Consider the following 22528-nt stretch of genomic DNA (forward strand, 5'->3'; position numbering starts at 1 on the left):
TTGTCAGAAAAAATAAGAGTTAGAGAATTAACAAAAATTTTTGGACAAAATCCCAAAAAAGCAATTCCTTTGCTAAAAGATGGTTTGTCTAAAAAAGAAATGTTAGATAAGACAGGACTTACTGTAGGTGTAAATAGGTGTTCTTTTGATGTAGAAGATGGGGAACTATTTGTAATAATGGGTCTTTCAGGTTCTGGAAAGTCAACACTTATTAGACTGATAAATAGAATGATTGAACCTACTTATGGTGATATATTTATAGATAATGAAAATATATCAGAACTTGATGAAGTTGGCTTAAGAAAAGCAAGGCGTGAAAAAATGAGCATGGTTTTTCAAAACTTTGCCCTATTTCCTCACTATACAATCTTAGAAAATGCAGCATATGGTCTTTCTATAAAAAATGGAAAAAACAAGAATGTTAATAAAAAGGCCAAGGAAGCGTTAAAGCTTGTTGGTCTTGAAGGATATGAAAACCAATATCCTGACCAATTATCAGGGGGTATGCAACAAAGAGTTGGACTTGCAAGGGCACTAGCAACAGATACAGATATTCTTATTATGGATGAAGCTTTCTCAGCACTTGACCCTCTTATAAGAAAAGAAATGCAAGATGAACTTGTTTATCTACAAAGTGAGATGAAAAAAACAGTCTTATTTATAACTCATGACTTAAATGAGGCTTTAAAAATAGGCGATAAAATTGCTGTAATGAAGGATGGTTCAATACTTCAAATCGATAGTCCTGAACAACTTCTATCAAATCCTAAAAATGATTTTATTAGAGAGTTTGTTCAAGATGTTGATAGAACAAAAGTTCTTACTGCATCAAATATTATGATTAGACCAGATACTATTAATATTAACAGACATGGGCCAAAAGCAGCTCTTTCAAAAATGCTAAGAAGTGGAAATTCAAGTATTTTTGTTGTAAATAATAAAAGAGAACTTCTAGGTTATGTACTTGCAGAAGATGCATCAAATGCTTATGCAAATGGTCAAAAAAGTCTTGATTGTATAATAAAAAAAGACATGATGACTATTGACATGGATTACCCATTAGAAGATATAGTAGCAGATATCCAAGATGCTAAGATACCAATATCTGTTATAGATGGGAAAGTTCTTAAAGGAATTATAATTAAAGGGACAGTACTTGCGGCTTTATCAAAAGATGAGGTGGGAAATGATGAATAATATACCAACATTACCCTTAGTTGATTGGATAGATAATCTTGTTAATTGGTTAAGAATTAATGTTTCTTTTGTTTTCAATCCAATTAGAGATTTTATAAATTTTATTGTCGAACTTTTTATTAGGGTATTTAACATATTTCCACCACTAGTATTTATTTTATTAATTATTGTATTAGCCTTTTTTTTAACTAAGAAGGTTAAAGGAGTTACTATCTTTGCACCTATTTCACTTACCCTAATATGGAATTTGGGATATTGGGAAGATATGATAATTACATTATCTATTGTAATAACATCAGCCTTAATTGCAATAATAATAGGTATACCTTTAGGTATTCTTGTATCAAAGTCAAAAGTTGCAGAAAAAATTATTATGCCACTTCTTGATTTTATGCAGACAATGCCAGCTTTTGTATACCTTATACCAGCTGTATCATTTTTTGGTATAGGCATGGCTCCTGGAGTTATATCTTCAGTAATTTTTGCTATGCCTCCAGCTGTTAGGATGACTAATTTAGGTATTAGAGAAGTGCCAAATGATTTGGTAGAGGCAGCTGATTCTTTTGGATCAACTCCTAGGCAAAAATTATTTGAGTTAGAATTACCAATGGCAAAGCCATCAATTATGGCTGGAATTAATCAAACACTTATGCTAACCTTATCTATGGTAGTAGTTGCATCAATGATAGGCGCACCAGGACTTGGAAATGTAATTTATACTTCGGTTTCAAGAAATGATGTTGGTGTAGGTTTCGCATCAGGTATAGCTGTAGTAATACTTGCTGTAATACTTGATAGACTTACTCAAGCTTTTAGTAAAAAGAATAATAGGTTAAAGTAGGTTATAATATGCACATTAAAAAAATATTTTCAACCTTAGCTATTATAATTATTCTTACAGGATGCAGTGATACTAATAAAGATGGTGAAAAAGTAAATTTTGATTATGCACCTAATGAATATATTATCGGCATAGAACCTGGTTCAGGTACTATGCAAGCAGCAAAAAGAGCCATGGATGATTATGGACTCCATCAAACACTTACTACGGGTTCATCTGCTGTAATGACTCAAATGTTAGGAGATGCCATAAGAAAAAAAGCTCCTATTGTAGTTACCGGATGGACTCCTCACTGGAAATTTGCAAAATATGACCTAAAATTTCTTAATGATCCAAAGGAATCATTTGGCAAGCCAGAAGAAATTCATACACTTGCAAGAAAAGATTTAAAAAAAGATAAGCCAAATGCCTATAAACTTCTTGATAATTTTGAATGGACTGTAGATGATATGCAAGAAGTTTTAATAGATTTAAATGATGGCATGGATATAAAAGAGGCATCTAGAAAATGGGTAAATAATAACCATGATAGGGTCCAAAAGATGTATGAAGGAGTAAAGGTATCTAATGGAGAGCTTATAAATCTTGCTCATGCAACATGGGATAGTGAACTTGCGTCTGCAAATGTATTAAAGTATATACTTGAAGATTATGGTTTTGAGGTAAGAATGATGGCTGTTGAGATAGGACCTTTATTTGCGGCGATTGCTTATGGGTCTGCAGATGTTACACCTTCAGCTTGGCTTCCACAAACACATAAAAATTATATGGATAAGTATGGAGATTTGATAGATGATTTAGGATCAAATTTAGTGAATGCTAGGATTGGTTTTGTAGTACCAGCTTATATTGATATAGATTCAATAGAAGAGTTAAAAGATTTTTAATGTTTTAAAGGGGTTGTTGCAAAATTATGAATTTCTAATGTTTTATCATTACAAGTTACTCATAGATAATTTGAGAATATCCTGCTGACTTATGGAAGCCAAATTGTTGTGGAGGAACTTGTAATGATTTTGGAACAATTAATTCATTTTGCAACAACCCTTTTTATATCTTTTTTCTATGATATAATAGTTTTGGTGATTATATGAAAACAAAATTTAATTTATTGATAATAATATTTTTATTTATCTTTTCATCCTGTTCATTTAAAAGTGATGATTCAAATATAAGCATCTTTGAAAAAGTTACTTATTTTTTTGAAGATATGGAATCTATCTTTAGGAAAAAGAAGACTGATGATAGAGATATCTTATATAAAAATATAGAGAAAAACAAAGATAAGAATGATAAAATAAACTGGATTTATAATAACTTTGATAATCTTAGTGAAACAGATATAAATCTAGTTGGGAATGACTTGGACTTAAGTGAATTTGTGTATAATTATAACAACGGAATATATGATTTTGAAAATCATGATGGTGAATCTGTATCATTTAATAGGTTAACCCCATATTATATACAGTGGGACAATAGATGGGCATATAATAGGCTAGGTTCTAGTGTAATAGGTTATGCTGGTTGTGGTCCAACATCTATATCCATGATTTTGAATAGGCTAAATCCGAATTTAGATTTAAATCCAGCCATATTATCTTCAGATGCAGAAAATTATATGACAGATAATGGTATAGACTGGTCATTTTTTACTTTTGCCGCTAATAAATATGGTTTTAATATAAAAACTATAGATCTTGATGAAGATAAGATGATTGAAATATTAAAGCAATATCCACTTTTAATATCAGTAAATAAGGGTTATTTTACTTTAAGTGGTCATATATTAGTCATTGATTCTTATAAAAATGGTAAGTTTATAGTAAATGATCCAAATTCCATAAAAAATTCTGAAAAAACTTGGACTTTTAATCAGTTAAAAGATGAAATTGCAAATATATGGTTATTATATTAGGAGAAATGATGGAAGAAAAAATATCGTACAAATTAATATTTATATCAATTATTATAGGGTTTATTTCAGGTCTAGTAGTGTCTTTATTTAGAATAGTTATCCCAAAACTAATTTATTTGATTGCCATACTTATAGAATTTGGACAAAAAGGTTTATTAGAATCTTTAATCTTTATAGCTATGTTTTTGTTAATTGGCTATATAGTGGCAATATGTGTTGATAAGGAACCTATGATAGGAGGCTCTGGTATTCCACAAATATCTGGAAAGCTTAATAAGAAATTATCTTATAATCCCCTAACTTGTTTAATATATAAATTAATTGGTGGAACATTATCAATTGGTTCAGGTTTAAGTCTTGGAAGAGAAGGTCCATCTGTTCAAATAGCAGGTTCTATCGGTGAAATAATTTCCGATATATTTAAACTTTCTCAAAATGATAAGGATATAATGATTGTAGCATCATCGTCTTCAGGAATTACATCTGCATTTACTGCACCCATATCAGCCATTGCTTTTTCCATAGAAGAACTTATGAAAAAAAGTAAAAGAATAGGCTTTATATATATTACTTTGACTGTGATTTCAGCAAGTCTTGTTACTAGTTTTCTTATTGGCAATAGTCCAGTAATAAAAATAAATAATTCATTGGATTTATCAAGTAAGTATTGGTCATATCTTTTATTTTTAGCTATTCTTGTAGGCTTATCATCTTTGATATTTAATAAGGGAATATTATATGGAAAATATCTATATAATAAATTAGCCATTAGTCAAAAAATAAAATATATAATTCCTTTTTTTATTACATCTATAGTCTTACTTTTAGATAAGAGAATGCTAGGCTCAGGAGAAAATTTTATTGGACTTGCTCAAAATGGAAATGAAGATATAAAAGTACTGATATATTTTTATGTAGGTAAGCTTTTATTATTATTTGTAGCTTTTTGTTCTGGTATACCAGGAGGGATTTTTTTTCCACTCTTAGCATTGGGAGCTTTAGTTGGAAATATTTATGGTTCTATACTTTTTAAAATGGGGTTTGTAGGAGAAAATGAAATAATTATATTTTCAATGCTCTCTATGGCTGCACACTTTGGCTCTATTGTTAGGGCACCTTTAACAGGAATCTTTCTCATATTGGAGATGACGGGTGGTAAGATAGATTTTCTATTACCTATAGTTATAGTTACCCTTATGGCATATATAGTTTCAGAACTTACAAAAAATGAACCTATATATGAATCACTATTAGATATAATAATAAAAAGAAAGATGCTTAGTTGAAATTATTAGGCATCTTTTCTATTTGAATGACATATAATGATATATCAAAATTTAAGTTTAAATCAACAATAATCTTTAAGTTTGTCTTTTATTAAGTAAAATTAAAATTTATTGATAGTTAAACTACCTTTTTATATCTATAAAAATATGCAAAATAATTATAAGTTCTTATAAAAGCTATTTACTAAAATCACCTTTAATAAAACTTTATAATATGTTATAATTTTAATATTGAATATATATGTATAATTTTCATAACAATTATATAAATATAAATATTTAGAGGAGTATAATGAAAAAGAAATTAAATTTTAGCCAAACTCTCTTGATTGGATCTTTACTTTTTGGTCTATATTTTGGAGCAGGAAATCTTATATTTCCTATCGAGATAGGACAAAATTCGGGTTCTAACTTATATTTAGTTACACTTGGATTTATAATAAGCGGTGTTGGAATTCCTTTGTTAGGAGTTGTTGCTAGCGCCATATCAAAAAGTGATTCTTTATTTGAAATGGGGCAAACTGCGGGTAATAAATTTGCCTATGTTTTTACATCAGCTCTTTATTTAACTATAGGTCCATTTTTTGCAATTCCTAGAACTTCAACAGTAGCTTTTGAAGTTGGTATAGCATCATCTGTAGCTAAAGAAAAAATAAGAATGTATTTACTCATATTTTCATTAATATTTTTTACAATAGTACTTATTTTTTCTTTAAAACCTGGAAAGGTTATGGATAATATAGGAAAAATATTAACACCAGCTTTTTTGGTATTACTTTCTATATTGGTTATATTTGCTATAGTTAAGCCTATGGGTGAATTAGGAACAAACAAGCCAATTGATACATATCAAGATAATCCTTTATTAAAAGGAATATTAGATGGATATAATACAATGGATGCATTAGCATCATTAGCTTTTGCCATAATAATTATATCTAGCATTAGAAAATTGGGAGTTAATAATCCTAATAGAATTGCTATTGAAACTCTTAAAAGTGGTGTGATTTGCTTGATAGCCATGAGCTTGGTCTATGTATCACTTTCATTTATGGCATCTTCATCAGTTGGCATAATGGATTTAGGAAATAATGGTGGAAGAATTTTATCGAAAATTTCAAAACATTATTTAGGAGATCTTGGAAAGTATCTGCTAGCAGCCATGGTAATTATAGCTTGTATAAAAACTGCTATAGGTTTAATAATATCATGTTCTGAGATGTTTGTAGAAATGTATCCAAATTCTCTGTCTTATAAAACTTATGCAATATTATTTACAGTAGTATCATTTTTAATAGCAAATTTAGGACTTGCAAATATAATTAGTTTATCCATACCAGTTTTAATGTACCTATATCCTTTGGCTATAGTACTTATTGTATTATCGTTGATGACTCCAATCATAGGTAAAAATAAAAAAATATTTAAAACTACAATACTTTTTACAGCTGTTTTTTCTATATTTGACTTTTTAAAGGCTCTTCCAAAGCCAATATCAGGTTCAAATATAGTTATAAACATTTTATCTTTTATTTATGGAATCTTACCTGGATTTAGTATAGGATTTGGTTGGCTAGTACCTGCTATTATTGGATTTATTGTAGGAATTATTTTACTAAGATTAAATAGAGAAAATATTAGAAGTAATAATATGTAGAAATTATAAAAAAATTTTACCTTTTAATAAAAATATGATATTATATTTATTAATGGGGGTGAAGTATGGACTGTGTATTTTGTAAGATTGCTGATGGTCAAATTCCATCAGATATAATCTACGAGGATGAAAAAGTAATTGCATTTAATGATCAAGATCCACAGGCACCTATCCATTTTCTTGTTATACCAAAAAAACACATTGAAAGTTTGGCTAAGCTTGAATACGAAGATAAAGATTTGATATCATATATCTTCATGGTTATAAAAAAAATAACTGAAGATTTAAACTTAGCAGAAGATGGCTATAGAATAGTCAATAACACAGGAGTTGATGGGGGACAAACAGTTAAACACATGCATTTTCATGTACTAGCTCAAAGATCCCTACAATGGCCACCAGGTTGATAATTAAAATGTGTTCTACGAGAGGGGGGATAGAGATGACAGAGATCAGAGTTGGAGAAAATGAATCAATTGACAGTGCAATTAAAAGATTCAAAAGACAATGCGCAAGATCCGGTGTTCTTACAGAATATAGAAAAAGAGAACACTACGAAAAGCCAAGCCTCAAGAGAAAAAAGAAATCTGAGGCTGCAAAAAGAAAAAAAAGAAAAAAATAGTAATTTAAGGCCCATATGGGTCTTTTTTTATTATTAATTAAGAAATATAAAAAATGGAGCTATTACAGAAAATTATGAATTTCTAACGTTGAATCATTACAAGTAATTCATAGACAATTTGAGAATAGCCTGCCTTTCAGGGAGGCTAAATTGTTGAGGATGAGCTTGTAATGATTTTGGAACGATTAATTCATTCTGCAATAGCCCCATATTTTTAGTTATTAAGTCTTGGATCGAAATTAGTTTTTTCTTTGCCTTCTATAAATTTGTTATAACAATTCTTGTCTATAATACAGTCAATATTGCCAATCCATTTTACTATATTATTGTTAGTTAGTTTTCTTTTGAAGTTATATAAACCATCACTTATATCTAGAGATTTTACTCCACCTAAATCATAATATCTTATATTATTTTCACAGCAGTATCTAATTTCTTCAGCATCTAGAAAATATGATTGACCAAGATCTTCTTTTAAATTATCAGCTCCATATAGTGCTATCGAATAATTTCTAAAAGTAATAAGGAAAGAACATGATAAGAATTCACCTTTATATTTTACGAAACTTATTCTAGAATTATCTTTAAATGCATCATAGAGCTTATAATAATAATCTTTTGGTCTATGATTTATTCCCTTTCTTTCACTCATTTCCTTTGTAATATTATAAAATATTTCTATATCTTCTCTATTTCCAATATAAAGTTCAAAACCTTGTCTATAAGATTTTCTAACCTGTTTTCTTCCGTTTTTTGAATAAGATTGAATAACATCTTCAAAGTTTCTTCCATCTATATCAAGCATCATAGAATAAGGAAATTGTATATAAGTATACATTTCATAAGAAAATTTTATTCCATTGTCTTCATATTTTTCGACAAGTTCCTTACTAAATTCATAGTTAGGATCAAACTTTACTAAAAAACCATCATTATTACTTGCAAAATCTCTTATTTCATCAATAATTTCTTTTGTTGTATTAATATCATTTAGGTCACAAACAGGACCTCTAGGACAGTAAAACAATTTCTTATTTGCTTTATTATTATAAATAGATAATACTTGAGCTGCAGCTTTGATTTCACCGTTTTTTTCTATATAGAAACAATTACTATCCCAAGAATCTTTAACATCAGCCCAAGCAAAGTCTTGGAAGATGCTGGTTCTAGGATGTTTATATAGAAATTTTTTATATTTTTTTACTTGTTTATCATTGTTTAAATCGAGCTTCATAAGTCCTCCGATTAATTATATTCTTTAATATCATATCAAATGTTCAATTAAATTTCAATTTTGTTCTATGGATATGAAAAAATATACTATATCATATATATGCTCAGAATCAAAACTTTATAGTTTTTATGATAACGTTGACAAGTTATAAAAATGTATTATAATAGAGGTGTAAATAAAATAACACAATTCTTCAGGGCGGGGTGTAAGTCCCCACCGGCGGTAAAGTCCGCGAGCTTTTTGCTGAATAGGTGAAATTCCTATACCGACAGTTATAGTCTGGATGGTAGAAGATTACAATATGTTTTTATTTTGAAATCTAATTTTAAGGTCCCTGAAAAGGGATCTTTTTTATTGCCTAGAATTGTGGAGGAGGCAAAATGAATGATAAATATTATATGAAAAAATGTTTTGATTTAGCTTTAAAAGCAAAAGGAAGAGTATTGAGAAATCCATTAGTAGGAGCGGTTTTAATTAAAGATGGAAAAATCATATCAGAAGGCTACCATCATGGCTACGGTATGATACATGCTGAGATAGATTGTTTTAACAATTTAAAAGAAGATCCTAAAGGTGCAAGTCTTTATGTAAATCTTGAACCATGTTCTCACTATGGAAAGCAAGGACCATGTACAAAAGAGATTATAAAAAGAGGTATAAAAAAAGTTGTTATTTCAAACCTTGATACAAATCCTAAGGTTTCAGGAATAAAAGAACTTCTAGATAATGGTATAGATGTTGTAACTGGAATTTTAGAAGATGAGGGTCTTAAATTAAATGAAAAGTTTTTCTTTAATATTAAATATAATAGACCTCTTATAGCTTTAAAATATGCTCAAACTCTTGATGGAAAGATCTCATCAAACACAGGAGATTCTAAATGGATTAGCAATAAGTTTTCAAGAGAATATGTCCACAAACTTAGAAATGATTATGATGCAATTATTGTAGGTAAGGAAACTATTTTAAAAGATAATCCTTCGCTTAATTCAAGAATTGACGGAGGAATTGATCCTGTAAGAGTTATTCTTGATTCTAATTTAAGTATTGAAAAAAAAATCAAAGATTTTAAAATATTTGATTTAGAAAGTGATAAAAAAACATTTATAGCAACTTGTAAATATTCTACAAATAAGAATTTAAATATTATTAGGTGTGAATCAAAAAATAATAGGATAGATTTAAACGATCTTGTTAATAAATTATATGCGATGAATTTAGGATCAATTTTGGTAGAGGGAGGTTCTACTATAAATTATAGTTTCTTAAAAGAAAATCTTGTAGATAGGATTTATGAATTTATTTCTCCAATAATTATTGCAGGAGACAGATCTAAATCTGCTTTTAGTGGTAGGGGAGTAGATAATATTAAGTATGGATATAAGTTTGAGATTGAAGATATTAAAAGATTTGATACGGATATAATGATTGGGGCAAAAAATGTTTACTGGAATATCTGAAGAATTAGGTAAGGTAATATCTTTTAAAAACATGGGAAGACATGTTGAAATCGAAATAGAATGTGAAAAAGTTTTAGAGAATACAAAAATTGGTGATTCTATAATGACTGATGGTGTGTGTCTTACAGTTAAAGAAATTAACGATAACTCCTATAAAGCTGACATAATGGAGGAAAGTTTAAAAATGACAAAGTTTGATATCTCAATTCTAAACAAAAAAGTTAATTTAGAAAGGGCTATGAGACTTTCAGATAGGCTGGATGGCCATATAGTCCAAGGTCATGTAGATGGAGTAGGAAAAATCAAAAAAATTGTAGAGAATGTATTTACTATAGAATGTAATGATTATATCCAAAATCTTGTAGTAAAAAAAGGTTCGATTTCTCTTGATGGAATATCCTTAACAGTATCTGGCGATAATTTCAATAATTTTTCAGTATCATTAATACCTGAAACTTTTTATAAGACCAATTTTAAATATAAGAAAGTTGGAGACAAAATTAATATAGAAACTGACATAATTCAAAGATTTATACAAAAATCTATTACAAAAAAAGAAAGGTTGGATAAAAACTTTTTATTAGAAAATGGTTTTTAAAGAAGATGGAAGAAATAATTAAAGCATTAAAAAATAATGAAATAATAATAGTAACGGATGATGAAGACAGGGAAAATGAAGCTGATATGATTTGTGCAGGCGAAAATGTCACAGGAGAGATGGTAAATATTATGGCAAAGTATGCAAGAGGATTAATTTGTACTCCCATATCATCATCAATTGCTAAAAAACTAAACTTAAATGTGATGGTAGAAAATAATACTGATAATCATGAAACTGCCTTTACAGTATCAGTTGATCATGTAGATACTACTACAGGTATATCAGCTTTTGAAAGAGCGTATACAATTAGAGCCTTGGCAGATAAAGAGTCAAAAACAGGTGATTTTAGAAGACCAGGCCATGTATTTCCGCTAATTGCAAGAGATGGTGGAGTCTTAGTTAGGGATGGCCATACAGAAGCTACAGTAGACTTAATGAAGATTGCAAATCTTAGAGAAATTGGTTTATGTTGTGAAATAATGGCAGAGGATGGGCATATGTTAAAGGGTAAGCATGTAGTAAAGCTTGCCGAAAAATTAAATATTAGGATGACAAGTGTTGAAGCTATAAAAAATTATATAAAAGAAAATGAGATTGATTTAAGGAAAAAAGAAGAATTTCCTTTAGAAAAAACTAAGATTATAAGTCTTCCAACAGAATATGGAGATTTTAAGGCTATATCTTTTCTAGATAAAGGTGAGAATAAAGAACATTTAGCCTTAATTAAAGGAGACATAAGTACAAATAATGTCCTAACTAGAATCCATTCAGAATGTCTTACAGGAGATGTTTTTGCTTCAAATAGATGTGATTGTGGAAAACAACTTCATAAGGCTATGGAAATGATAGATAAAAATAAGAGCGGAATAATCATATATCTTAGACAAGAAGGCAGAGGCATTGGTTTATTTAACAAAATTAAGGCTTACCATTTGCAAGAAAATGGATTTGATACAGTAGATGCTAATGTAGAGTTAGGTTTTTCGCCAGATTTAAGAGACTATAAAATAGCAAGTCGAATTTTAAATGAGTTGGGTGTAAAATCTATAAACTTATTGACTAATAATCCAGATAAGATTAAGCAAGTTGAAAAGTATGGAATAAGAGTTAATAAAAGAATTCCTATTGAAATTCTTTCAAATCATGTAGATAGAGCATATTTAAAAACAAAAGTTGTAAGAATGGGACATGAATTATTAGAATTTAAAGGAGAAGTAAATGAAAGAGTTTAGTGCAAATTTAATATCAAGTGGAAAAAAATATGCAATTATAGTAGCAAGATTTAATCACTTTATTACTGATAGGCTTGTAGAAGGATGCGTTGATAGTCTTAAAAGACATGATGTAAAAGATGAGGAAGTTGAACTTATAAAGGTTCCAGGCGCATTTGAAATTCCTCTTGTTGCAAAACTTCTGACAAAAAAAGATTATGATGCTATCATATGTTTAGCAGCAGTGATAAGAGGAGAAACACCACACTTTGATTATGTATGTAGTGAAGTTTCTAAGGGAATTGCAAATGTATCCTTAGAATCTAGTAAGCCAGTTATATTTGGTATAGTTACTGCAGATACTATAGAGCAAGCTATTCAAAGAGCAGGAGTTAAGGCTGGAAACAAGGGAAGTGAAGCTGCAATATCTGCAATAGAGATGGCAAATTTAGTAAGTCTTATATGATTTTAGTATTTGACTTTGATGGAACCCTTCATCAAAGTGATGAGATTTACAAAAGAGCTTTTTATAAGACTTTAAATGATAACAATATAAAAAGTCCTTCTTTAAATCCGTTATTATATTTAGGTGATCCTCCACGAAAAATATGGGATGAATTTTTAGATAATTCTTATGATAAAGAAAAGCTTATGAAAGAAACTGGAAATAATAGATTAGCTTAATGCCTAAGTATGGTAAGCTTTTTGAAAATACAGAAGATGTTTTAAAAATCCTAAACAAAAAATATAGTATCTTTATATGTTCTTCTTGTACTAAAGCTTATATCAATATTGCCAGGGAGATCTATAATTTGGATAGATACATTGAAAGCTATCTAGTAGGAGAAGATTTCTCTTATAAGGAAAAGTACCAAATTTTATATGAAAGTATTAATGATGATTTTATTATGATAGGAGACAGGCTATCAGATATAATGGTTGGCTTTAAAAACAATCAAATATCCATTTTTGCAAATTACGGCTATTCCAAAGAAAATGAAGGAGAGCTTTCAGATTATAAAATAGAAAAAATTGAAGATATATTAAAAATAAAAGTCCTTAGCTTATAGCTTAGGACTTTTGACTTTGGGGAATAAATTGTTGCAAGACTTATAATTTTTAGTAAGAATTGTTAAGATATGCATAAAGTTCTTATATCCTTATATCGATTAAAAAGAATTTTATAAGATTTTTTGATTTTGTTGTAATTATTAAAGATTTTTAGTTTTTGCTCTTTCTTTTCGTAAACTTTCCAATAGCCATTAGCTAAAAATTTACTACCTTTATTGTTGATAAAGCCTGTTACATCTTCATAAGGATATCCTAAAAAGATACCAATTTCATGTGGAAAATCAATTTTCTTAATTCTAACTTTTAGGTATTCTATACATAAGTTCATATCACTTGTATTATATCCCAAGCGATTAAGGAGAGTTCTTGTTTTTGATTCATTTAATACGTATTTAAGCTTTGAAGGTCTATATGTATAGATTTGAGCAGAGGAACTAGATTTTTTGAGTATTTCCACATACACGTTCTTTTCATTAAGTACCTTGTTCCATTCAACTACCATTTCTTCTATATCTAAGTTTTTGGTATTCTTAAAGGTGAACAAGTTTGCTATTTTCTTATTAGCAAGAGTAGGTGATGCATAATTAATTAACAATTCTTCATTCATTTATAGCCCCTAGATAGACTCCGCTAATTTATCAGCAGCTTGCCTACATTCTTCTAATGCATCATCATCTGGATAATCATAAGCAATAAGTCCGTCTCTTACAAGATTTACATTTAAAGCTTCACATCTTTCTTGCCATGTTTGCATCCATTCACCATCAGCCCATTGATATGAACCAAATAAAAGCACAGGCTTATTTGAAAGTGAACTTTCAATATCAGCAAACATTGGTTCAAATTCAGTTTCTTCTAATTCTTCACTTCCCATAGCAGGGCATCCGAAAGCAATTCCATTGTACTTTTCAATATCATCTTTAGTAAATGAACTTGGTCCAAGTAATTCTACTTCAATATCTTTTGATTTTAATTCATTTGATATTTCTTCGGCCATAGCTTCTGTATTACCAGTTCCTGACCAATAAACTACTGCAACTTTTTTCATTGTGTACTCCTTGAGTGTTATTAATTATTTGATACTGATAACCTATATCAATATCTAGCTCTATAATACACGCCAATTTTATATTTGTCAAGAAGTTTTTTAAATATTATAATAAAATATATAAAGTTTACTGATAATTATCGTATAAAAATATTAGAAATAGGCACTTAAATAAAAAAATATATATAAAATTATATCTAAAGTCTTAGAATATTAAATTATTTGAGAACGTTTACTTCGTTTGCCACATATAATTTTTTAAAATTTAAGAATCCTATAATTTTTATTAGAATTTCGTCATCATCTTTAAAGTAAAACTCAAGGCTTGGTTCATAATAAATTTCCAAATCATTTTTATTAATATGCTTAAAATTTTTAACCTTATGCTTAGAATTTATAAAAACTTCAAAATCAATGGATCCAAGTCCACAACATGCTTGTTTAGAATTTCTATCAACTTGAATTACAATATTTTTTATTTTATTTTTCTTAATATATTTTTTGGATTTTTCATCAAATTTTATCTTCATAATATCACTCTTATTTATTATACACCTTTTATCTAATCTTTTTTTGGGTATAGAAATAATAGAAAGGATTAGATATGAAAAAAATTATTAATAACCCAAATTTAATTATTGATCAAATGTTACAAGGTTTAGTAAAGGCTAATCCAAATAAGGTTGAGTTAATTGAAGATAGTCATGTTATATGTAGAAAAGACTTGCCTATAAAAGGAAAAGTAGGACTCATCTCAGGAGGTGGAAGTGGTCATGAACCAGCTCATGCTGGATATGTAGGAGATGGGATGCTTGATTGTGCTGTCTGTGGCGATATTTTTACTTCACCAACACCAGACCAAATATTAAAGGCTATTAAGAAAGCCGACTCTGGAGAAGGAGTTTTTATGGTTGTAAAAAATTATACTGGTGATGTAATGAATTTTGAGATGGCAAAAGATATGGCAGAGATGGAAGGGATAGATGTTGATTATATAATTGTAGATGATGATGTTGCTGTAGAAGATTCTAGTTTTACTACTGGTAGAAGAGGTATAGCAGGTACAATTTTTGTTCATAAGGTACTAGGTGCTATGGCTAAAAATGGTAAAAATCTTAAAGATATAAAATCTATGGCAGATAAAATAGTAAATAATATAAAATCTATGGGTATGGGCATAAAAGCTTGTATAAATCCAATGTCTGGAAATGAGAGTTTTAATCTTTCTGACGAAGAAATGGAGATAGGAATAGGAATCCATGGTGAGCCTGGCATTAGAAAAGAAAAGATTAAAAGTGCTGATGAAATTACTAAAGAATTGATTGATACCATATTAAGGGATTATGACAATATAGATGGTGATTTTGTAGTAATGGTTAATGGTATGGGACAAACTACTGAAATGGAACTATTTATAGTAAATAATTACTTGTCAGATTATTTGAAAGAAAAAAATATCAAAGTATTAAGAACTTATGTAGGAAACTATATGACTAGTATGGATATGGCAGGATTTTCTATCAGTCTATTTAAAGTTGATGACGAAATTTTAAGTCTACTAGATGAAGATGTTGATGTAGTTAGGAGTTAATATGGATATAGAAAATATAAAGAAGAAAATATCTGATATTTCAGATACTATAATTGAAAATAAAGAATATTTAACAGAGCTTGATAGACAAATAGGGGATGCAGATCATGGTTATAACATGGCAAAGGGGTTTACAGCTGTAAAAATCATCTTAGAGGATGACTTTAAAAGTGTGAAAGAGTTAATAAATAAAATTGCTATGACTCTTATATCAAATGTAGGTGGTGCAAGTGGTCCTCTATATGGAAGTTTTTTTATGAAATTTGCTCAAGGATTAGATGATAGTGACAACATTAATAAAAAACAATTTGCAGATGCTTTTAGCAAAGGGTTAGACGGAGTTATCATGAGGGGAAAAGCACAAATTAATGATAAAACTATGGTTGATGTACTAGAGCCTGTTTCAAAAGCTTTATATGAAGATAAGCCATATAGCGAAATAGTAAAATTAGCTAAGGAGAAAATGGAAGATACAAAGGAGATGAAAGCACGAAAGGGCAGAGCATCTTATCTTGGAGATAGGTCTATAGGCCATATAGATCCAGGAGCATGTTCATCTTACTTAATGATTGAAACTTTGATGGGAGACTTAGATGGTTAATATATTGCTTACAAGTCATAGTAGAAAATTAGTTGAGGGACTAAAAGATATATTAAAGCAAATGACATCAGATGTTAATATAGTAATAAGTGGAGGAGATAAGGAGGGAAATATTGGATCGAATTTCGATGAGATTTATAAGCTCATGAATGAAAATATACATGATGATGGACTAGTTGTATTTTTTGATTTAGGCTCTTCTATGCTTAATTGTCAAATGGCATTAGATATGCTTGATGAAGCTAAAAAAGAAAAAGTTTACCTTGCTGGTACACCGCTAGTTGAAACAAGTGTTCAAGTTGCAGTTAATGCATCAGCTGGGCAAACTTTAGAAGAAATTAAATCTTATCTTGAGTCTTATCCAAAAAGTAAAATTTAGTCTAAACTTATGATATAATCATATATTTCATTTTTGGAAAATCCTGTAGATTTTCTAAGAGATTTTACTATATCCTTAGTTGATTTACCGGATTTTTTCATGTAAAATATTTCATTCTTATAATTTTTAATGGAATCTGATTTTTTATCAAGTGATTTTTCAAGTATTAAAACAAATTCACCTTTTAAAGTTAAGTCTGAGTCTTTTATTTCAGAAATCCTATAAATCTTATATTCTTCAAACTTTTTAGTAAGTTCTCTAGTTATGGCAAGCCTTCTTTCTGGGAATATATTCTTAAAGTCCTCTATAGTTTCTAAAATATTGTGTGGAGTGTCTAAAAGTATTGATGTTTTATTTTCCTTGCTTAAATTTTCGTAAAGTTTATTTTTATCTTGCTTTTTTTTAGGTATAAATCCATAGTAAGAAAATCTTTCGTTATCAAATCCACTTGCAATAAGACCTGTAAGTATAGAACTTGCACCTGGAAGTATAGTATAAGGTACATTTTCTCTTATACATTCTTTAATTAGGATATGACCAGGGTCAGAAATCCCAGGCATACCCTGATCTGTTATTATGGCATATTTTATTCCAGCTTTAGCATTTGTTATTATTTCTTCGGATTTTTGTTTCTCGTTAAACTTATGATATGAAGTTAGCTTTTTATTTATGTCATAATGATTTAAAAGTTTTTTACTTTCTCTTGTGTCTTCACAAGCTATAATATCAACCCCTTTTAAGACGTTTATAGCTCTAATTGTTATATCTTCTAAATTCCCTATAGGTGTTGGTACAAAATATATACTATAATCCATTTATTTTCCTCATGTTTTCAGTGTAATTACCATCTGCATCATAAATGATAAGAGGGTCTTCAAATAAAAGTCCATCATTAGCATTTTTTACAAATTCTAATAAGACAAAAACAGGCTTTAATTCAGCTTTGGATTGGACAAATTTAATTCTTTTTAGCTTAAGGTTTCTACTTTTTTTTATAATATCGACAAGCCTTTCTGGTTTGTGTATCATAAAAAGTTTCCCCCTGTCTTTCAAAACTTTATTAGAAAAGTAAAAAATATCATCAAGGTTCATTTTAATTTCTTGCCTTGATATTAAAAATTCATCTTTTTTGTTATTTATATTAGCATCAATTTTGTAATAAGGAGGATTTGTTATTATATAATCTACATAATTTTCTTTAAAATCTAGCGTATTTAAATCTTCATTGATAACTTTTATTCTATCTATTTTATTAATTTCTAAGTTATACTTCAAAAGATTAGCTTTTTCATCTTGTATTTCTATTGAATAAACTTTCTTAAGCTTATAGTAATGTAGACATGCTAGAGATAAAATCCCACTTCCTGATCCAATATCAATTAAAGTCTTATCTTTTTTCATTTTAGAAAAATTTGATAAGATTATAGAATCTATTCCAAACGAATAAGATTTATCCACATGTTTCATCTTTAATTTTGTTCTTGGTATATAATCTAATTTATCCATAGTTTGATTATATAATAATATGTAAATTAATCAAAAAAGAGTTATTACACAATGCAATAACTCTCAACTTAAAATACCTATTCTAGGTGAATTGATTTAACTTCTAAATATTCCATTAAACCAAAAATTCCTCCCTCTCTACCTAGTCCAGATTGCTTATAGCCTCCAAAAGGTAAATTAATATCACCATTTGATGAATTTATTATAACTTGTCCTGATTTAATTTCATCGGCTATATCAAGTACCTTATTCTCTTCTCCAAAAACTGCTGCTGATAGTCCATATTCTACATCATTTGCAATTTCAATTGCTTCTTCAATATTATTTGCTTCCTCTATCACAAGGACTGGACCAAATATTTCGTCTTTGTGAATTGCCATATCCTTTGTTACCTTATCAAAGATTAAAGGATTAATAAAGTATCCTTTAGAATATTTTTTTTTGATTTCACCAAATATTATTTTGGCTCCCTCTTCAACACCTTTATTTATATAAGAGATTACCTTATCATACTGTTCTTTTGAAGACATAGGTCCTATATCTGTTTCCTTAAGTTTAGGATCTCCAACCTTATAATTTTTAGCCTCTTTTAATATCTCCTTTATCAAATTTTTCTTAATATTTTTTAGTACAACTACTCTTGACAGGGCTGAACAAGTTTGTCCAGTATTTAAGAAAATACTGTCTAATACAGTTTTGACTCCATCTTTAATATGACTTTCATCAATAAATATTGCAGGAGATTTTCCTCCAAGTTCTAAGGTAATATTTTTCACAGAGTCTAGTGCATCTTTTGCGACTATTTTTCCTGCTTTGGTAGATCCTGTAAATGACACCTTACTAATATCCTTATGCTTGTTTAAAATATTTCCTACTTCACTGCCATCTCCTGTAATTAAGTTTAAAACACCTTTTGGAAGATTTATTTCATCAAAACCTTCAACAAATAGATGGGCTGTAAGTGGAGTGATGCTTGCTGGTTTTAATACTACAGTATTTCCTGTAAGAAGAGCAGGTATTACTTTTTGAACAATTTGACCTAAAGGATAGTTCCAAGGTGTAATCGCTGCGATAACTCCGATTGGTTCATATCTTACAAAACCATTTTTCATTTTTATTTTAAATTTTATACTTTGAACTTGTTTAATAAAATTTTCTATTCTCTTTATTTGTTTCATAAATTGAGTTTCCTTAGAAAAATTATAAGGTACACCAAGTTCAGCAGTCATTGTATTAATAAAACGTTCTTCGTTACTTAAAGCCCATTCTTTAAATTTTTCTATATATTCTATTCTTTTAGAAAGACTTGTCTTCGACCAAGCCTTGAAAGATTTACTTGCAGCTTTTACTGCCTGATTAATATCATATTCATTTGCCCTGGCAACTTTAGATATAACTTCTTCAGTTGCAGGATTTAAAACATCTATAAAATCATGACTTGATGATTTTATATATTCTCCATTTATATATAATAATTCGTTTTTCATCTTATCACCTCATGATTTTTCTACCCTAATATGTCTTTAATTAAACTTACTTGATTGTTATAATATAGTAATTTATAATATATAATATACGAGTAGGAGGTATTTATGAAATATTTTGGAACAGATGGTTTTAGGGGAAATGCAAACAAAGATTTATCCCTATATCATGCTATAAAAATAGGAAGATTTTTAGGAGATTATTTTAATAAGAATAATAATGGTAAGGGGAAAATTGTAATAGGTAAGGATACTAGAAGGTCATCATATATGTTTGAAGATGCTTTATCTTGTGGTATTACATCATCTGGCTCTGATGCTTATCTTTTACATGTAACAACAACCCCTTCCGTTTCATATATAGTAAGAAGTGAAGATTTTGACTGTGGTGTCATGATTACTGCAAGCCATAATCCTTATAATGATAATGGTATAAAGATTATAAACTCAAATGGAGAGAAGATTGATGATGAGTTTCTAGAAAAGCTTGAAGCCTACATTGACTCTGATATAAAAGATATTGATTTAAAAACTGGAGAAGACATAGGAAGGACTCAAGATTATATAGGAGGAAGAAATAGATATATTGCTTATCTTATTCAAACTGTAACCAAGTCATTTAAGGGCAAAAAAGTTGGTCTTGATTGTGCAAATGGAGCAGCATCATCAATAGTGAAATCGGTTTATGATGCTTTGGGTGCTGAAACTTATGTAATAAACAATAAACCAAACGGCTTTAATATAAATGTAGACTGTGGTTCAACACATATAGAAGTTTTGCAAAAATTTGTAAAAGAAAATAAACTTGACTGTGGTTTTGCCTTTGATGGAGATGCCGATAGGTGTATAGCTATTGATGAAAATGGAGATGTAATGGATGGAGATGTCATTCTCTATATATGTGGAAAATATATGAAAGATGAAGGAGCCCTAGAATCAAACACCGTTGTAACTACAATTATGTCAAATATTGGCTTATATAAGGCTTTTGATAAAATAGGTATAAACTATAGTAAAACAGCAGTTGGTGATAAGTATGTTCATCTTGAAATGAGTGAGCATGGATATGAATTGGGTGGAGAACAATCCGGCCATATCATTTTTTCAAAATATGCAAACACTGGAGATGGTATACTAACAAGCTTAAGATTAATGGAGGTTATGATAGATAGTAAGTCTACATTCTCAAAGTTAAGAAGAGATTTAAAAATATACCCACAAATGCTTAAAAATATAAGGGTTAAAGACAAAAAATCTGTATTAAGTAACTCAAAAATAAAAAATATTATAGAAAAAGAGAGCGAAAATTTAAAAGATTCAGGAAGAATCCTAGTTAGAGAAAGTGGTACTGAACCATTGATTAGAGTAATGGCTGAAGCAGAAACAAAAGAGATTGCAGAGCAATCAGTTGATAGGGTAGTAAAAGTTATAAAAGAATATGGACTATAATATGAAAGATTACCTTACTAAAAGAGATATAAATATAAAGGAGAAAGTCTTAGTTGTCCATGATAGACTTTATGCTAGTGAGTCTTATATAGCAGTGGACACAAGAAAACTCGAGGGGTTTCCACCAAAAGTTTATTATGACAAGAATCACAATCTTTTAGGAAAAATGTATGAAAAAGGTATTTTTGAATTAGATGATATAGAAGATATTTTACTCTCATATGAAGATACATGTTTTTCAAATCATGATTTAGATGATTTAAGAAAATTTCTTATAAAAGAAGAGAAGATTTTTACAAAAGCTTTGAAAAAAATCAAAATAATATTGACACATGGCTGAATTCATGGTAATATATATGCTTGTATGGAACTATCCATATAAATTAGGAGGTGTTTTAATGGCAGATAAAGTAAAACTAGAATGCACAGAATGCAAGAACAGAAATTACGATACTACTAAAAACAAAAAGAACACTCAAGAAAGACTTGAGCTTAAAAAGTATTGTCCTTTCTGTAAAAAACACACTGTTCATAAAGAAACAAAATAGTAAGGAGTTTTTAAATGGCTAAGAAAAACGATGGATTTCTTAAATCAACAAAGAGAGAATTTAAAAAAATCACATGGCCAACAAAAAATGAAACTTTAAATTACTCATTACTTGTTATTATAGTCAGTGTGATTACAGGACTTCTCATTTGGTTATTAGACATAGTCTTTGGAAACATACTTGGATTAATGATGTAGGTATACTATGACAGATACTTCAATTAATAATTCAAATGAAATAGACAATACCGAAAAAATTGATTCTAAAGATTCAGAAAAACAACCTAAATGGTATGTAGTTCACACATATACCGGATACGAAAATAGGGTTAAAGATAAAATCCAAATGATGATTGATAATGAACAAAATCCTGATATCATCGATGTAACAGTGCCGGAAGAAGAGTATGTTGAAGTAAAAAATGAATCAAAAAAACTTAAGACTAGAAAATTATTCCCCGGATATGTAATGGTAAAAATGAACATTACAAATAGGTCTTGGTATATAATCAGAAATACCCAAGGGGTAACAGGATTTGTTGGACCAGATTCAAAACCAGTTCCTCTAACCAAAAGAGAGGTTATGAAATTTGGAATAAAAGAAGATAAACCTGTAGTAAATATTGATATAAAGGTTGGAGATAATGTTAATATTATTCAAGGACCTTTTGAGGATTCAGTAGCAGAAGTTAAGGAAGTAGATTTAGAAAAGCAAACTATAAAAGCGTTTATAGAAATGTTTGGAAGAGATACTATAATAGACTTAGGTTTTGAAGATATTGAGAAAATTTAACTGGCTTACGTAAAGTAAGTGGGAGGGGAAAA

General features: G+C 29.0%; 29 protein-coding genes and 1 riboswitch. Of the genes, 22 read left to right on the plus strand and 7 right to left on the minus strand.

Translation table 11 applies throughout. From position 1 onward, the window contains the following. The 8 genes from FYJ26_RS08200 to rpsU all read left to right on the plus strand — a co-directional run bounded on the left by FYJ26_RS08200 (nucleotide 1) and on the right by rpsU (nucleotide 7521). Complete coding sequence (locus FYJ26_RS08200; protein WP_229771235.1) at nucleotides 1–1197, plus strand: quaternary amine ABC transporter ATP-binding protein; 1197 nt, start codon at nucleotides 1–3, stop codon at nucleotides 1195–1197. Next, a complete protein-coding gene (locus tag FYJ26_RS08205; RefSeq protein ID WP_154541406.1) occupies nucleotides 1190–2038 on the plus strand; it encodes an ABC transporter permease in 849 nt (282 codons plus the stop codon). Before FYJ26_RS08200 ends, FYJ26_RS08205 begins: the two co-directional genes overlap by 8 nt. Nucleotides 2039–2046: 8 nt before the next feature. Further along, entirely contained in the window at nucleotides 2047–2925 is an 879-nt protein-coding gene (locus tag FYJ26_RS08210) for a glycine betaine ABC transporter substrate-binding protein (RefSeq protein ID WP_154541408.1), read from the plus strand. A 203-nt stretch (nucleotides 2926–3128) separates the two neighbouring features. Further along, on the plus strand, nucleotides 3129–3956 hold the full coding sequence (locus FYJ26_RS08215) for a C39 family peptidase (protein WP_154541410.1): 828 nt from the start codon (nucleotides 3129–3131) through the stop codon (nucleotides 3954–3956). Between the two features lie 8 nt (nucleotides 3957–3964). Further along, nucleotides 3965–5242: a ClC family H(+)/Cl(-) exchange transporter gene (locus FYJ26_RS08220; protein WP_154541412.1), complete on the plus strand. Its 1278-nt coding sequence runs from the start codon at nucleotides 3965–3967 to the stop codon at nucleotides 5240–5242. A 292-nt stretch (nucleotides 5243–5534) separates the two neighbouring features. Then, nucleotides 5535–6899, plus strand: a complete 1365-nt coding sequence (gene brnQ, locus FYJ26_RS08225; RefSeq protein ID WP_154541414.1) for a branched-chain amino acid transport system II carrier protein — start codon at nucleotides 5535–5537, stop codon at nucleotides 6897–6899. Between the two features lie 65 nt (nucleotides 6900–6964). Then, nucleotides 6965–7306 carry a histidine triad nucleotide-binding protein gene (locus tag FYJ26_RS08230; RefSeq protein ID WP_154541416.1) on the plus strand — a complete coding sequence of 114 codons (342 nt, stop codon included), beginning with the start codon at nucleotides 6965–6967 and terminating at the stop codon, nucleotides 7304–7306. A 35-nt stretch (nucleotides 7307–7341) separates the two neighbouring features. Then, nucleotides 7342–7521 (plus strand): 30S ribosomal protein S21, encoded by a 180-nt coding sequence (gene rpsU / locus FYJ26_RS08235; protein ID WP_154541418.1) that lies wholly within the window; start codon nucleotides 7342–7344, stop codon nucleotides 7519–7521. Between the two features lie 214 nt (nucleotides 7522–7735). On the opposite strand, the gene FYJ26_RS08240 is transcribed toward rpsU, so the two are convergent. Beyond that, nucleotides 7736–8755 carry a lipid II:glycine glycyltransferase FemX gene (locus tag FYJ26_RS08240; protein WP_154541420.1) on the minus strand — a complete coding sequence of 340 codons (1020 nt, stop codon included), beginning with the start codon at nucleotides 8753–8755 and terminating at the stop codon, nucleotides 7736–7738. A gap of 185 nt (nucleotides 8756–8940) precedes the next feature. Continuing rightward, nucleotides 8941–9054, plus strand: a riboswitch (FMN riboswitch). 81 nt (nucleotides 9055–9135) lie between these two features. Between FYJ26_RS08240 and ribD the strand changes: the two genes are divergently transcribed. The 6 genes from ribD to FYJ26_RS11090 are packed head-to-tail and all read left to right on the plus strand — an operon-like array spanning nucleotide 9136 to nucleotide 13097. After that, entirely contained in the window at nucleotides 9136–10215 is a 1080-nt protein-coding gene (gene ribD, locus FYJ26_RS08245; RefSeq protein ID WP_154541422.1) for a bifunctional diaminohydroxyphosphoribosylaminopyrimidine deaminase/5-amino-6-(5-phosphoribosylamino)uracil reductase RibD, read from the plus strand. Then, nucleotides 10196–10813, plus strand: coding sequence for a riboflavin synthase (locus tag FYJ26_RS08250; RefSeq protein ID WP_154541424.1), 618 nt, complete (start codon nucleotides 10196–10198; stop codon nucleotides 10811–10813). The genes ribD and FYJ26_RS08250 overlap by 20 nt, the downstream gene beginning before the upstream one ends. A 5-nt stretch (nucleotides 10814–10818) precedes the next feature. After that, nucleotides 10819–12048, plus strand: coding sequence for a GTP cyclohydrolase II (ribA, locus tag FYJ26_RS08255; protein WP_154541426.1), 1230 nt, complete (start codon nucleotides 10819–10821; stop codon nucleotides 12046–12048). After that, nucleotides 12035–12493, plus strand: a complete 459-nt coding sequence (ribH, locus tag FYJ26_RS08260; RefSeq protein WP_154541428.1) for a 6,7-dimethyl-8-ribityllumazine synthase — start codon at nucleotides 12035–12037, stop codon at nucleotides 12491–12493. The genes ribA and ribH overlap by 14 nt, the downstream gene beginning before the upstream one ends. Then, nucleotides 12490–12711 (plus strand): HAD family hydrolase, encoded by a 222-nt coding sequence (locus FYJ26_RS11085; RefSeq protein ID WP_229771236.1) that lies wholly within the window; start codon nucleotides 12490–12492, stop codon nucleotides 12709–12711. Before ribH ends, FYJ26_RS11085 begins: the two co-directional genes overlap by 4 nt. Further along, nucleotides 12711–13097, plus strand: coding sequence for an HAD family hydrolase (locus FYJ26_RS11090; protein ID WP_229771237.1), 387 nt, complete (start codon nucleotides 12711–12713; stop codon nucleotides 13095–13097). The genes FYJ26_RS11085 and FYJ26_RS11090 overlap by 1 nt, the downstream gene beginning before the upstream one ends. A 62-nt stretch (nucleotides 13098–13159) precedes the next feature. Here FYJ26_RS11090 and FYJ26_RS08270 read toward each other — a convergent pair whose 3' ends face one another. The 3 genes from FYJ26_RS08270 to FYJ26_RS08280 all read right to left on the minus strand — a co-directional run bounded on the left by FYJ26_RS08270 (nucleotide 13160) and on the right by FYJ26_RS08280 (nucleotide 14676). Next, entirely contained in the window at nucleotides 13160–13705 is a 546-nt protein-coding gene (locus FYJ26_RS08270) for a DUF3793 family protein (protein ID WP_154541430.1), read from the minus strand. 9 nt (nucleotides 13706–13714) lie between these two features. Continuing rightward, on the minus strand, nucleotides 13715–14146 hold the full coding sequence (locus tag FYJ26_RS08275) for a flavodoxin (RefSeq protein WP_154541432.1): 432 nt from the start codon (nucleotides 14144–14146) through the stop codon (nucleotides 13715–13717). A 218-nt stretch (nucleotides 14147–14364) separates the two neighbouring features. Beyond that, nucleotides 14365–14676 (minus strand): hypothetical protein, encoded by a 312-nt coding sequence (locus tag FYJ26_RS08280; protein ID WP_154541434.1) that lies wholly within the window; start codon nucleotides 14674–14676, stop codon nucleotides 14365–14367. A gap of 74 nt (nucleotides 14677–14750) precedes the next feature. On the opposite strand from FYJ26_RS08280, the gene dhaK reads away from it, so the two are divergent. The 3 genes from dhaK to dhaM are packed head-to-tail and all read left to right on the plus strand — an operon-like array spanning nucleotide 14751 to nucleotide 16717. Next, complete coding sequence (gene dhaK / locus FYJ26_RS08285) at nucleotides 14751–15737, plus strand: dihydroxyacetone kinase subunit DhaK (protein WP_154541436.1); 987 nt, start codon at nucleotides 14751–14753, stop codon at nucleotides 15735–15737. Between the two features lies 1 nt (nucleotide 15738). Then, nucleotides 15739–16338 carry a dihydroxyacetone kinase subunit DhaL gene (gene dhaL / locus FYJ26_RS08290; RefSeq protein ID WP_154541438.1) on the plus strand — a complete coding sequence of 200 codons (600 nt, stop codon included), beginning with the start codon at nucleotides 15739–15741 and terminating at the stop codon, nucleotides 16336–16338. Beyond that, nucleotides 16331–16717 (plus strand): dihydroxyacetone kinase phosphoryl donor subunit DhaM, encoded by a 387-nt coding sequence (dhaM, locus tag FYJ26_RS08295; RefSeq protein WP_154541440.1) that lies wholly within the window; start codon nucleotides 16331–16333, stop codon nucleotides 16715–16717. Before dhaL ends, dhaM begins: the two co-directional genes overlap by 8 nt. Here the strand turns inward: dhaM and rsmI are convergent. The 3 genes from rsmI to FYJ26_RS08310 all read right to left on the minus strand — a co-directional run bounded on the left by rsmI (nucleotide 16714) and on the right by FYJ26_RS08310 (nucleotide 19710). Beyond that, nucleotides 16714–17532: a 16S rRNA (cytidine(1402)-2'-O)-methyltransferase gene (rsmI, locus tag FYJ26_RS08300; RefSeq protein ID WP_154541442.1), complete on the minus strand. Its 819-nt coding sequence runs from the start codon at nucleotides 17530–17532 to the stop codon at nucleotides 16714–16716. The genes dhaM and rsmI overlap by 4 nt on opposite strands. Next, nucleotides 17522–18223 (minus strand): tRNA1(Val) (adenine(37)-N6)-methyltransferase, encoded by a 702-nt coding sequence (locus tag FYJ26_RS08305; protein WP_154541444.1) that lies wholly within the window; start codon nucleotides 18221–18223, stop codon nucleotides 17522–17524. The genes rsmI and FYJ26_RS08305 overlap by 11 nt, the downstream gene beginning before the upstream one ends. A gap of 77 nt (nucleotides 18224–18300) precedes the next feature. Next, nucleotides 18301–19710 (minus strand): aldehyde dehydrogenase family protein, encoded by a 1410-nt coding sequence (locus FYJ26_RS08310; protein WP_154541446.1) that lies wholly within the window; start codon nucleotides 19708–19710, stop codon nucleotides 18301–18303. A gap of 105 nt (nucleotides 19711–19815) precedes the next feature. Between FYJ26_RS08310 and glmM the strand changes: the two genes are divergently transcribed. From glmM to nusG, 5 genes are read left to right on the plus strand one after another with little or no spacing between them, the layout of a single operon-like run. Then, nucleotides 19816–21156 carry a phosphoglucosamine mutase gene (gene glmM / locus FYJ26_RS08315; RefSeq protein WP_154541447.1) on the plus strand — a complete coding sequence of 447 codons (1341 nt, stop codon included), beginning with the start codon at nucleotides 19816–19818 and terminating at the stop codon, nucleotides 21154–21156. Then, nucleotides 21146–21496, plus strand: coding sequence for an aspartate 1-decarboxylase (aspartate alpha-decarboxylase) (locus FYJ26_RS08320; RefSeq protein ID WP_412030668.1), 351 nt, complete (start codon nucleotides 21146–21148; stop codon nucleotides 21494–21496). The genes glmM and FYJ26_RS08320 overlap by 11 nt, the downstream gene beginning before the upstream one ends. 58 nt (nucleotides 21497–21554) lie before the next feature. After that, nucleotides 21555–21704 carry a 50S ribosomal protein L33 gene (gene rpmG / locus FYJ26_RS08325; protein ID WP_154541449.1) on the plus strand — a complete coding sequence of 50 codons (150 nt, stop codon included), beginning with the start codon at nucleotides 21555–21557 and terminating at the stop codon, nucleotides 21702–21704. A gap of 14 nt (nucleotides 21705–21718) precedes the next feature. Then, nucleotides 21719–21901: a preprotein translocase subunit SecE gene (secE, locus tag FYJ26_RS08330; RefSeq protein WP_154541450.1), complete on the plus strand. Its 183-nt coding sequence runs from the start codon at nucleotides 21719–21721 to the stop codon at nucleotides 21899–21901. Nucleotides 21902–21908: 7 nt separating this feature from the next. Beyond that, entirely contained in the window at nucleotides 21909–22496 is a 588-nt protein-coding gene (gene nusG / locus FYJ26_RS08335; protein ID WP_154541451.1) for a transcription termination/antitermination protein NusG, read from the plus strand. Nucleotides 22497–22528 lie beyond the last annotated feature (32 nt).

The organism is Anaerococcus porci (assembly GCF_009696575.1).
Taxonomy (GTDB): Bacteria; Bacillota; Clostridia; order Tissierellales; family Peptoniphilaceae; genus Anaerococcus; species Anaerococcus porci.